Source organism: Siminovitchia sp. FSL H7-0308, from assembly GCF_037980985.1.
In the GTDB taxonomy this organism is placed as follows: Bacteria; Bacillota; Bacilli; order Bacillales; family Bacillaceae_C; genus Siminovitchia; species Siminovitchia thermophila.
Genome location: NZ_CP150282.1, coordinates 2,126,197 through 2,138,468, shown reverse-complemented (window position 1 = coordinate 2,138,468; position 12,272 = coordinate 2,126,197). Strand labels below are relative to the sequence as shown.

At 44.0% G+C, this 12,272-nt stretch carries 14 protein-coding genes; all 14 read left to right on the top strand.

All coding sequences use genetic code 11. The features are described from left to right. Positions 1-744, top strand: a complete 744-nt coding sequence (fabG, locus tag MHB50_RS10170) for a 3-oxoacyl-[acyl-carrier-protein] reductase (RefSeq protein ID WP_340085220.1) — start codon at positions 1-3, stop codon at positions 742-744. Between the two features lie 78 nt (positions 745-822). After that, positions 823-1,056 carry an acyl carrier protein gene (locus tag MHB50_RS10165; RefSeq protein WP_077111756.1) on the top strand — a complete coding sequence of 78 codons (234 nt, stop codon included), beginning with the start codon at positions 823-825 and terminating at the stop codon, positions 1,054-1,056. Between the two features lie 77 nt (positions 1,057-1,133). Then, entirely contained in the window at positions 1,134-1,865 is a 732-nt protein-coding gene (gene rnc, locus MHB50_RS10160) for a ribonuclease III (RefSeq protein ID WP_077111755.1), read from the top strand. 25 nt (positions 1,866-1,890) lie between these two features. Continuing rightward, a complete protein-coding gene (gene smc / locus MHB50_RS10155) occupies positions 1,891-5,454 on the top strand; it encodes a chromosome segregation protein SMC (RefSeq protein ID WP_340085219.1) in 3,564 nt (1,187 codons plus the stop codon). 17 nt (positions 5,455-5,471) lie between these two features. Continuing rightward, positions 5,472-6,461 (top strand): signal recognition particle-docking protein FtsY, encoded by a 990-nt coding sequence (gene ftsY / locus MHB50_RS10150; protein ID WP_340085218.1) that lies wholly within the window; start codon positions 5,472-5,474, stop codon positions 6,459-6,461. A gap of 95 nt (positions 6,462-6,556) precedes the next feature. Beyond that, positions 6,557-6,889, top strand: coding sequence for a putative DNA-binding protein (locus MHB50_RS10145; protein WP_077111837.1), 333 nt, complete (start codon positions 6,557-6,559; stop codon positions 6,887-6,889). A gap of 12 nt (positions 6,890-6,901) precedes the next feature. After that, complete coding sequence (gene ffh, locus MHB50_RS10140) at positions 6,902-8,245, top strand: signal recognition particle protein (RefSeq protein WP_077111752.1); 1,344 nt, start codon at positions 6,902-6,904, stop codon at positions 8,243-8,245. 587 nt (positions 8,246-8,832) lie between these two features. Further along, positions 8,833-9,105 carry a 30S ribosomal protein S16 gene (gene rpsP / locus MHB50_RS10135; protein ID WP_077111751.1) on the top strand — a complete coding sequence of 91 codons (273 nt, stop codon included), beginning with the start codon at positions 8,833-8,835 and terminating at the stop codon, positions 9,103-9,105. 11 nt (positions 9,106-9,116) lie between these two features. Continuing rightward, positions 9,117-9,350 carry a KH domain-containing protein gene (locus MHB50_RS10130; protein WP_077111836.1) on the top strand — a complete coding sequence of 78 codons (234 nt, stop codon included), beginning with the start codon at positions 9,117-9,119 and terminating at the stop codon, positions 9,348-9,350. A gap of 62 nt (positions 9,351-9,412) precedes the next feature. Then, positions 9,413-9,805: a YlqD family protein gene (locus tag MHB50_RS10125; RefSeq protein WP_340085217.1), complete on the top strand. Its 393-nt coding sequence runs from the start codon at positions 9,413-9,415 to the stop codon at positions 9,803-9,805. A 5-nt stretch (positions 9,806-9,810) separates the two neighbouring features. Further along, the gene (gene rimM / locus MHB50_RS10120) at positions 9,811-10,326 is read left to right on the top strand and encodes a ribosome maturation factor RimM (RefSeq protein ID WP_077111749.1); all 516 of its coding nucleotides are present in this window, start codon (positions 9,811-9,813) and stop codon (positions 10,324-10,326) included. After that, entirely contained in the window at positions 10,323-11,045 is a 723-nt protein-coding gene (gene trmD, locus MHB50_RS10115; protein WP_077111748.1) for a tRNA (guanosine(37)-N1)-methyltransferase TrmD, read from the top strand. The genes rimM and trmD overlap by 4 nt, the downstream gene beginning before the upstream one ends. A 141-nt stretch (positions 11,046-11,186) precedes the next feature. Next, a complete protein-coding gene (rplS, locus tag MHB50_RS10110) occupies positions 11,187-11,531 on the top strand; it encodes a 50S ribosomal protein L19 (protein ID WP_077111747.1) in 345 nt (114 codons plus the stop codon). Positions 11,532-11,714: 183 nt separating this feature from the next. Further along, a complete protein-coding gene (lepB, locus tag MHB50_RS10105; protein ID WP_077111746.1) occupies positions 11,715-12,254 on the top strand; it encodes a signal peptidase I in 540 nt (179 codons plus the stop codon). Positions 12,255-12,272 lie beyond the last annotated feature (18 nt).

Sequence of the window (12,272 nt, the reverse complement as noted above, 5' to 3'; positions counted from 1 at the left end):
TTGCGTTTGGAAGGAAAAACGGCTATCGTGACAGGAGCCTCAAGGGGAATAGGCCGGGAAATGGCTTTGACACTTGCCAATGAAGGAGCCAATATCATCGTCAATTATTCCGGCAGCAAGGAAAAAGCGGATGAAGTAGTACGCCTGATTACCGACATGGGCCGCGAAGCGGTCGCCTATCAATGCAATGTGGCGTCTGGGGATGCGGTACAAAAAATGGTGAAAGATACAATTAGCCACTTTGGGCGTATAGATATTCTTGTCAACAACGCCGGTATTACGAGAGATAATCTGCTGATGAGAATGAAGGAAGATGAGTGGGATGAAGTGATCGACACCAACTTAAAAGGAGTCTTCCTTTGCACAAAAGCTGTAACGAGGCAAATGATGAAGCAAAGATCTGGAAGAATCATCAACATCTCTTCGATCGTCGGTGTGATCGGAAACCCGGGTCAAGCCAATTACGTTGCAGCAAAGGCCGGAGTCATCGGCTTAACGAAATCTACGGCAAGGGAGCTTGCATCACGCAATATTACAGTCAATGCGATTGCGCCTGGATTTATTACCACGGATATGACTCACGAATTATCGGAAGACATGAAAGAAGCGATGTTACAACAAATTCCGCTTGCGAGATTCGGTGAAGCAAAGCATATCGCCAAAACAGCGCTGTTTTTGGCTTCCGATGATGCCGAGTACATAACAGGACAAACGATTTGCGTAGATGGCGGAATGGCGATGTAAATGCGCCTGAAGAAAATAAAGGCGATATTTTATTTTTCATGTATATCGATTATAATGACTTGAGGGGAGGTGAATCGGATGGCAGATGTTATGGAAAGAGTAACGAAAATTATTGTTGACCGTCTTGGAGTGGAAGAGTCTAAAGTAACGCTTGAAGCTTCGTTCAGAGATGATCTAGGAGCAGATTCGCTTGATGTAGTTGAACTGGTCATGGAATTTGAAGACGAGTTTGATATGGAAATTTCCGATGAGGATGCTGAAAAAATCGCGACAGTCGGTGATGCGGTCAATTACATAAAAAGCAACAGTTAATCGTTGGAAGTAAAATGTCCCGTTGATTGCCGACGGGGCTTTTTCTACTTATAAATACCGATAAGGTGGAAGAAGATATGCGCAAACCAAAAAAAAGTCAACAAGCAGGAGAACGGGAGCGTTTGTTATTTAAACAGATCCAAGAAAAAATTGGAATTCAATTTTCCAATGAAACACTCCTGATGAAAGCTTTTACACATTCATCCTATGTGAATGAGCATCGAAAAAAGCCCTATGAAGATAATGAACGTCTGGAATTTTTGGGAGATGCGGTTCTGGAACTGACAGTTTCCCACTACTTATACGAAAAATATCCGATGATGAGCGAAGGAGAGCTGACGAAGCTCCGAGCTGCCATCGTGTGTGAGCCGTCATTAGTTGTTTTTGCCAATGAACTGCATTTTGGTGATGCCGTTTTACTTGGCAAGGGAGAAGAAATGACTGGCGGAAGAAAACGGCCCGCATTGCTTGCGGATGCCTTTGAAGCATTTATCGGAGCTTTATACTTGGATCAGGGCTTGGAAATAACGAAAGCATTCCTTGAAAAAATCGTGTTTCCAAAAGTGGACAAAGGTGCTTTTTCTCATGTGATGGATTTTAAAAGCCAGCTTCAGGAATTCGTTCAAAGAGACGGTTCCGGAGCGATTGAATACAATATACTCAAAGAACACGGTCCGGCCCACAATCGTGTGTTTGAAGCGCAAGTAATCCTCAATGGCCAAGTACTCGGCGAAGGCATGGGCCGCTCCAAAAAAGAAGCGGAGCAGCATGCCGCCCAAATGGCTTTAGGAAAACTAAACGAGCTTTAACTCAATAGTGAAGGGAAGAAACAGATTGTTCTTGAAACAATTAAGCATATTTGGATTTAAGTCTTTCGCCGAGAAGGTAACGGTCGATTTTGTACCCGGCGTTACCGCGGTTGTCGGGCCAAACGGAAGCGGCAAGAGCAATATTACAGACGCTCTTCGCTGGGTGCTCGGCGAACAATCCGCCAAAAGCTTGCGCGGGGGAACGATGGAAGACGTCATCTTTGCGGGAAGCGATTCAAGGAAGCCGCTTAATATTGCGGAAGTGACCATGATCTTGGATAATACATCCGGGTTGCTTCCGATTGATTATAATGAAGTCAGTGTGAAAAGATGCGTTCATCGGACCGGAGAAAGTGAATTTTATATCAATGGGAGCCGATGCAGGCTCAGGGATATTGTCGATCTGTTTACTGATTCAGGGCTTGGAAGAGAGGCCTTTTCCATCATTAGCCAAGGAAAAGTGGATCAAATTTTAAACAGTAAACCGGAAGAAAGGCGGACCATTTTTGAAGAGGCCGCCGGAGTCCTGAAATATAAGCAGAGAAAAATGAAAGCAGAAGGAAAATTGGCGGAAACAGAGGACAACTTAAACCGGGTAAACGATATTATCCATGAATTGGATGGACAATTGGAAACGTTAATGGAACAAGCAGAAAAGGCCAAAACATATCTGGATAAAAAAAGGTTGAAAGAAAAAAGTGAAATAGCGTTAACAGTATACCAAATCGAAACGCTTTATAAAGAATGGGAGTCGTTGAACAACAAGTGGGAAGAGCATACCGACAATGAGCAATCAGTGGCAAATGCCGTCCAGCAAGCTGAAATGGCTCTTGATGGGAAAAGGGAGACCGAGAATGGGCTTGACGAGGCGATCACCTCACTTCAAAATGTTCTTCTCGATGTGTCTGGACAACTAGAGAAACTGGAAGGGACGAGCCAGGTTCTTCAGGAAAGAAAGAAGTATACGAACGAACAAATGGAACAGCTCCAAGTTTCGATTCAAGAGGCCGGCAGTAAAATAGAAGAGTTAAAAAAACAACTCGAGGCCACGAGAAATCTCTTACAAAAAAAAGATCAGGAAATTGACCATGTCCAGGATGAGCTTAAAAAAAAGAAAAATGAGCTGGGCTTTTTTGATGACCAAATTGAGGCGACGATAGATTCGCTAAAAAGTGATTATGTCGAGGTTTTGAATCAGCGGGCATCCGAGAAAAACAGGCTTCAATATTTAGAAAGCCAGTTAAGCCAGCAGGAAATAAAGCTGCAAAAGGCGAATGAAAATTATGACAAATATTCAGGAGACTATCAAGATATAAAAAGCAAGCTTTTGGAGAAAAAGGAAAAAATCGTTCAAGTGTTAAAAGCCCTGGAAGACATAGTGTTGCAGGAAAAAGAACTTGTGGAACATATGAATGGGTTGAAGGGTAAATTGGATCAACAGCAATCCATGCTGATGGAATCCTACAGAACCGCCGATAAACTGAAAGCCCAAAAGGAAAGTCTAGAATCATTGGCTGAGGATTATGCCGGATATTTTCATGGTGTACGTCAAGTGTTGAAAGCCAAAAAATCCATTTTGTCTGGCATAGAAGGAGCCGTCGCAGAATTGATTGATGTTCCGAAAGAGCTGGAGACAGCCATTGAAATCGCGCTTGGCAGCGCCGTTCAACACATCATTGTCCAAACAGACGAAGACGCCCGGAAAGCGATCGAATTTTTAAAGAAAAACAGATTGGGACGGACGACTTTTTTGCCGCTTAATATTGTCAGGCCGAAACAGCTGCAAAGCGAGCAACTAGCGTTCCTTCAGCGTCACAGCCGATTTGTCGGCATTGCCTCGCAACTGATCCGCTTTGACAAAAAGCATGAGGCGGCAATTGGCAACTTGCTGGGAAATGTCATTATTGCCAAAGACTTGCAAGGAGCAACGGAGCTGGCAAAGCTGCTTCAATATCGTTTTCGCATCGTAACCGTCGACGGCGAAGTGATGAATCCCGGCGGTTCCATGACGGGGGGAAATTCAAAACAAAAACGGAACTCCCTTGTGGGACGCAAGAATGAGATTGCCCGGTTAAAAAAAGAGCTATATGCTGTGGAGACAACCATTTCAAACTATGAACTTGAAGGAAGCAGACTGAAGGAGCAACTTGCCAAATATAATAATGTGCTGGATGAAGCGGGAAAACAAAAGAAAAAGTGGCTGCGAGAGCGCCAGGAATTAGAGAAACAAATTTCCCAGCTTGAAATCAATGAAAAAAATGCGCAAGACTACATGGCTCTTTTTGAAATGGAAAAAAAGGAAATCACAGCCGAATGTATCTCGATCCAAGACCAAATGAAGCAAGTTGCATCCGTGTTGGAAAATAGTCAACAAGAAATTGCCAAGCTTGATAAGGAGATTGAAGAGCTCACAACAAAACGGAATGAGCAGCGTCAACATAAAGAGTTGCTTTCAGGGGACATAAACGAATTAAATACGCGTTATGCGACTTTGCATGAACAGAAAAACGCAGAAATAGCCAATCGGGACAGGCTTATGTTAACGTTGAAAGAATTGCAAAACGACATGGTGGACGCAGAGGAAAGACTCGCCGCACTCCAAAAAGAAAGCGAAAAAATCGAGAAAAATATCGTCGATAATCACCAACAAATACACATTATGCGGAAAAAAAAGGAAGAAACGATCGAAGAAGCTGCACTCAGGCGTAAAGAAAGAAACGCTGTCCAGCAAGCCATTGCGGAAATCGAAATCGAACTGCGAGCGTTAAAAAGAAAACATCGGAAAATGATGAATCTGGCAAAAGAAAGCGAATTAAAGAAAAACCGGCTCGAAGTTGAATTGGAAAACTATGCCCATATATTAAAAAATGAATATAGGATGTCTTATGAGCGGGCGAAAGCAGATTATCCATTAGAAGAAACACCTGAAGAAGCAAAAAACAGGTTGGAAGTGCTTAAGAATGAAATTGAGGATATGGGTACTGTCAACATTGGTGCAATAGAAGAATATGACAGGGTAAACAGCCGATTTGAATTTTTACAAGCCCAGCAGCAAGACTTAATGGAAGCGAAGGATACGCTTATACAAATTATGGAGGAGATGGATGGAGAAATGATTAAACGGTTTGGTCAAACGTTTGAATCCATCCAACAAGCATTTGAAGGAGTTTTTCGATCCTTATTTGGCGGAGGACGAGCGAAGCTGGAGTTGACAGCACCGGATGATTTATTAACGACCGGAGTTGAAATAGTAGCCCAGCCGCCCGGAAAAAAACTGCAAAATTTGAGCCTTTTATCGGGCGGAGAACGATCGATGACAGCCATCGCCCTATTATTTTCCATTTTAACAGTCAGACCAGTCCCGTTTTGTGTGCTGGACGAAGTGGAAGCGGCGCTGGACGAAGCGAATGTCCTTCGATTTAGCAATTATTTAAAAGAATTCAGCCAAAGCACCCAGTTTATCGTCATTACACACAGACAAGGCACTATGTCCGGAGCAGACGTATTATACGGCGTCACGATGCAGGAGTCCGGCGTATCCAAACTTGTTTCTGTAAAACTGGAGGAAGCTGAAGCGCTGGCCAAATAACCTTGGGGGTGAAGCAAATGAGTTTTTTTAAAAAATTAAAAGATAAATTTACAACATCAACCGATACCATCTCTGAAAAATTTAAAGAAGGCCTTGTAAAAACCCGTGATAATTTTTCCAATAAAATCAATGACCTCGTCGCCCGCTATCGTACGGTGGATGAAGACTTCTTTGAAGAGCTTGAAGAAATATTGATTCAGGCGGATGTCGGTTTTGACACGGTTATGGAACTTGTCGATGAGTTAAAGACGGAAGTGAAAAGAAGAAACATGAAAGATCCGCTAGAGGTCCAATCCGTTATATCCGAAAAGCTGATTGAGATTTACGAGTCGGGGGAGGATCATCTCGGTGATTTGAACATCCAGAAGGATGGTCTAACCGTCATTTTATTTGTCGGGGTTAACGGCGTCGGCAAAACGACGACGATCGGCAAACTGGCCCACCATTTTAAAGCGGAGGGAAACAAAGTGTTGCTTGCCGCAGGAGATACGTTCCGCGCCGGAGCCATTGAGCAGCTTGAAGTATGGGGTGAGCGTGTCGGTGTGGAAGTCATTAAACAAACAGCGGGTTCGGATCCGGCTGCTGTTATGTATGATGCGGTACAGGCCGCAAAAGCGAGAAAAGCGGATATTTTGTTATGTGATACCGCAGGCCGCCTGCAGAACAAAGTAAACTTGATGAACGAGCTGGGAAAGATCAAGCGTGTCATAGAAAGGGAGATTCCTGGGGCACCACATGAAGTTTTGCTCGTTCTGGATGCCACAACCGGGCAAAATGCCTTGCTCCAGGCAAAAACTTTTAAAGAAGCGACCGATGTCAGCGGCATTGTGTTATCCAAGTTGGATGGAACAGCCAAAGGCGGCATTGTATTGGCGATTCGGAAAGAACTCAATATTCCGGTGAAATTTGTCGGCCTTGGTGAAAAAATAGATGATTTACAGCCATTTGATCCTGAGAAATATATTTACGGATTGTTTTCTGATGCGATCGAGAAAACGGAGGAATAGTCGCTTTCAAGGAAACGGGTTGACGCCTCACTGGTAATGGTGTAAGATTTAGGGTGTGTAAAGGCTTTTAACTTAACAAGGTGGAGATCCCGATGATGCTTGAGAAGACAACGCGCATGAACTACTTGTATGACTTTTATCAAACGTTGTTGACTCCAAAGCAGCGTAATTATATGGCCCTTTACTACCGGGATGATCTTTCACTCGGAGAAATTGCCGAAAACTATGGCGTGAGCCGGCAAGCTGTATACGATAATTTAAAACGGACTGAAGCATTGCTCGAAGAGTATGAAAGCAAGCTTTTACTGCTGGAAAAATTCCAAAAACGAACACATTTGACGAGTTTGATGAGGGAACAGTTAAGCGACTTCCCGGATTTGAAGGATAAAATATCCATCTATCTGGATAAATTAGAGGAATTGGATTAGGGGGCGGCAATAATGGCATTTGAAGGATTGGCCGACCGGTTGCAATCGACAATTCAAAAAATCCGCGGCAAGGGAAAAGTAACAGAAGCGGACGTCAAAGAAATGATGCGTGAAGTCCGGCTTGCTTTGCTTGAGGCGGATGTCAACTTTCGGGTTGTCAAACAATTTATTAAAAAGGTGAGCGAAAGGGCAGTCGGGCAGGAGGTAATGAAAAGCCTCACGCCTGGCCAGCAAGTCATTAAAGTGGTGAAAGAAGAGCTTACCGATCTGATGGGCGGTGAACAAAGCAAGATTGCCACGGCGAAACGTCCACCGACGGTGATCATGATGTCCGGACTGCAAGGAGCCGGTAAAACGACGACAACGGGGAAGCTTGCCAATTTGTTGCGCAAAAGCTACAACCGCAAGCCTTTGCTCATTGCAGCCGATATATACAGGCCGGCGGCCATTAAACAGCTCGAGACGATCGGAAAGCAACTCGATATGCCAGTGTTTTCGCTGGGCGACCAAGTGAACCCCGTGGACATTGTCCGTAAAGGAATCGAAAAGGCAAAGGAAGAAAATTGTGATTATGTTCTAATCGACACTGCCGGACGGTTGCATATTGATGACGAGCTGATGGAAGAATTAAGGCAAATCAAGGAAGTAGCCGATCCGGATGAAATATTCCTTGTAGTGGACGCGATGACGGGGCAGGATGCTGTCAATGTGGCACAAAGCTTTAATGAGCAGCTTGACATTACAGGGGTCATCTTGACAAAGCTGGACGGGGATACCCGCGGAGGGGCTGCTTTATCCATTCGCTCCGTTGCCCAAAAACCCATTAAATTTGTGGGGATGGGAGAAAAGATGGATGCACTCGAACCGTTCCACCCCGAGCGAATGGCTTCCCGGATCTTGGGTATGGGCGATGTGCTTACCTTGATTGAGAAAGCCCAGGAATCTGTCGATGAAGAAAAAGCGAAGGAAATGGAACATAAATTCCGGACAGCCTCTTTTACATTTGACGATTTCCTTGAACAACTTGGCCAAGTCAGGAGCATGGGGCCGCTCGATGAATTGATCAAAATGATGCCGGGCGCCAACAAGATGAAAGGGCTCAACAATTTGCAAGTGGATGAAAAGCAGATTGGGCATGTGGAGGCCATTATCCGGTCCATGACAAAAGCCGAGAAAGAAAATCCCGAAATCATTAATGCGAGCAGGCGCAGAAGAATCGCCAAAGGGAGCGGGCGTCCCGTTCAAGAAGTAAACCGGCTCCTGAAACAGTTTGAGGAAATGAAAAAAATGCTCAAACAAATGTCGGGCATGCAGCAAAAAGGGAGAAAGAAAGGCTTCAAATTTCCGTTTATGTAAGAAAAGCGGAAAGCGCCTGTTCATCGACGTACAGACTGGAGCGCCTGCGACGAGATAAAGGAAACACGGCGAGGACCGAGCCGATGTTGACTTATCGTAGGAGTAGGCTCGAAGTCGGCTAGTCGATAGGCGCTAGAGCTGGACAATAAGAAAAGCGAAAAGCGCCTGCTTATCTAGAGCGCTTTTGCCAAGTTAATAGGACCATGGCGCCTCAGCTGTTTCCAATCAGAATAAGCTTCTTTGTGATGCGCTGAGGTTTAACCACTTCAATTAAGTGTACCGTGTCTTAGGAGACAAGAAGCTGTGCAAAGCGTCTGCATCTTGTGACGCGCTGAATAAGGCTTCTATCGAATAAGCCGGGGCGCAGGAGCATATTAGCGTAAAGTCAGCTAGTCGATAAGCGGCGCGGGAGCAAGATAATATCAAGCTTCCGCCGATTACCAAAAGGCAACTGTATGCCACGTAGTTATCCCGTCTTGGGGTTGCATACATGTCATTTTAACATGTTAAGAAAAAACACTTTACAAACAAAACACACACTGATATTATACTATCTTGTGTGAAACTATTCGGAGGTGCTTTAAAGCATGGCAGTTAAAATTCGTTTAAAACGTATGGGAGCAAAGAAAGCTCCTTTTTATCGGATCGTTGTTGCCGACTCGCGTTCACCGCGTGACGGACGTATCATTGAGGAGGTTGGCACATATAACCCAGTCGCTGAGCCTGCACAAGTTACAATTAATGAAGAAAGTGTGTTAAAGTGGCTTCAGGATGGGGCGAAACCTTCTGATACCGTCCGCAACCTGTTCTCGAAACAAGGTATTATGGAGAAATACCATAACGCGAAGAATAGCAAGTAAACGTGATAGCGATGCAAGAATTAATTTTGTCGATCGTCAAGCCGATTGTTGATCATCCTGACGATGTTCAAGTGCGTGTCAGTGAAGATGACAAACGAATTGTTTATCATCTTACGGTTCACGAAAAGGATATCGGGAAGGTGATTGGAAAGCATGGACGCGTAGCCAAAGCGATTAGAACGGTCGTGTATGCCGCTGCAGGATCCAAACAACATAAGAAGGTATACATGGAAATCGACGAATAGGGAGGAAAAACCTCCCTTTTTTTTAACGATATCACCGAAAATAAAAGACGGAGGATGATCGTGTGAAAATTATCCAAACTGTCACCGTCAAACAAATTTTAACCGAAAAAAGCCGTGAAAAGCTTTCCGCTAAATATAACCAGCAAAAACAGCAATTGCAAAAAGAATGCGATCAATTATTATTTGAGATGAAAAAATTGGAAAGAACAAGAAAGTTTTCAGCCGTCGGCCTAAAAGCCCAATTTGATAAGGAAATTGATTTGAGAAAGGAAAAAATAAAATTAATCGACTTTCAAATTGAGCAGCTTGGGATGCTTCCGTACGGGAGCGAGCTAAAGGATCAAGATGTCCAGGCACTTGTAGAAGTTGAAATTGGTGATAATTGGGAAGAAATAATGAAAGGGAAAACCGTCATTATAAAAGACGGAATCATATCTGAAATTCGAGAAAGGTGACTGTCATGGGCTGTTGGTTTAATGTTGGAAAAATTGTCAATACCCACGGAATACGCGGAGAAGTCCGAGTGATTTCCGTAACCGATTTTCCGGAACAACGCTACGCCCCGGGTAATACCCTGCATCTCTTCCTCAACGAAGCAGCACCTATTCCACTTGTAGTCAAAACACATCGCAAGCATAAACAATTTGATTTGCTTACCTTTGAAGGATATGACAATGTGAATGAAGTAGAACAATGGAAAAACGGGATGTTAAAAGTCTCCGAAGAAGAATTGATGGATCTTCCAGAAGGCGAATACTATTTTCACCAAATCATTGGCTGCAAAGTGTTGACTGTTGACGGAGAAGAGCTTGGTACTGTAAAAGAAATTTTAACCCCAGGGGCCAACGATGTTTGGGTCGTCCAAAGAGAGAACGGAAAAGATTTGCTCATACCCTATATCGCTGATGTAGTCCTTAAAGTTTCTGTTGATACAAAAGAAATTGTCATTGATCCGCTGGAGGGATTATTGCCGTGAGGATTGACGTATTGACTTTGTTCCCCGAAATGTTTTCAGGAGTTCTCGGTTCTTCCATTTTAAAAAAAGCTGCCGAAAAAAATGCCGTCACATACCATCTAACAAATTTCCGTGATTTTTCCGATGACAAGCACAAGACGGTAGATGATTACCCTTATGGCGGCGGCGCGGGAATGGTATTAAAGCCGCAGCCGATCTTCGATGCGGTAGAATGCGTAAAAAAGAAACATTCATCGCGCGTTATTCTTTTATGCCCGCAGGGAGAGACATTTACCCAAAAGAAGGCGGAACAGTTGTCAAAAGAGGAGCAAATTATTTTCATTTGCGGACATTATGAAGGATATGATGAGCGGATCAGAAGTATTGTGACTGACGAAATTTCCATTGGGGATTACATATTAACAGGCGGTGAACTGGCCGCTATGGTTGTCATTGATTCGGTTGTCCGGCTATTGCCGGGCGTTCTTGGAAATGAAAAATCACCTGTTTTGGATTCTTATTCAACCGGATTGCTTGAACACCCGCATTATACAAGGCCGGCCGAGTTTCGGGGAATGAAGGTGCCTGACGTGCTCCTATCCGGCAACCATAAAAAGATCGAAGAATGGCGTATCAAGCAATCTTTAAAAAGGACAAAAAATCGCCGGTCCGACCTTCTTGACAGCTATCCGTTAACGGAAGAACAAAAAAAGTGGCTTGACGAGGAAAATCTGTCCTAATTCCAATTGTAAATGACGGCTGGCTATGATATTATTACTTTTGTGGCTGGGAATGTAGCAAGTTGTTTCCAGTCGGTGACTACGGTGTTCCGCTGCAAGATTGAACGTTTGCATGAGCATCGGTGGAAGGAGATGAATACGATGCACAAATTAATAGAGGAAATCACGAAAGAGCAGCTTCGTACTGACCTGCCGGCATTCCGCCCGGGGGATACAGTTCGGATTCATGTAAAAGTCGTAGAGGGAACGCGTGAGCGGATCCAGCTGTTTGAAGGAGTCGTTATCCGCCGGCGAGGTGCCGGAATCAGCGAGACTTTTACCGTTCGCAAAATTTCCTACGGTGTTGGTGTGGAAAGAACATTTCCGGTCCATACACCACGAATTGCTAAAATTGAAGTCGTGCGTCGCGGTAAGGTTCGCCGTGCAAAACTTTACTATCTGCGCAAACTGCGTGGTAAAGCGGCTCGTATCAAAGAAATTCGTTAATTTATGGCTCATGCCTGCTTCGTTGCAACAAGAGGCCGTAAATGAAATTTGTCAAAGGAGCTTGGATTCAAGCTCCTTTTACTTTGCAATTTATTTCCTTGCGTTTTAAACTCGTGTAAAATGGTGTATACATATGAGAGAAAACATGTGAAAACTTCCCAGTGATGATTGGATGGTGACAAAATGGCGAAACAAAAAAATGAGATTTGGGAATGGACAAAAGCCTTGCTCATTGCCGTAGGGCTGGCTGCGATTATTCGTTACTTCCTTTTTGCTCCGATTGTTGTAGACGGGTTTTCCATGATGCCCACACTCCATAACGGCGACAGAATGATTGTTAACAAACTGAGCAAACCGGACCGTTTTGATATTATCGTCTTTCATGCCCCTGAGCAAAAGGATTATATAAAACGCGTGATCGGATTGCCCGGAGATACCGTTGAGTATGTAAACGACACACTTTATGTGAATGGAAAGCCTTATAAGGAACCATATTTGGAAGTCTACAAAAAGCAAAATCCGGAAGGTCCTTTAACGGAAGATTTTACTTTGGAGGAAATTACCGGCCACAAAACCGTTCCGGAAGGTGAACTGTTTGTAATGGGGGACAACCGCCGTTCAAGTAAAGACAGTCGCCATATAGGAACAATACCAATGGAAAAAGTGATTGGCGACACCAAATTTGTATATTGGCCTTTAAAGGATGTTAGAGTTGTAAAGTGATTGAATGGAGGAACATTC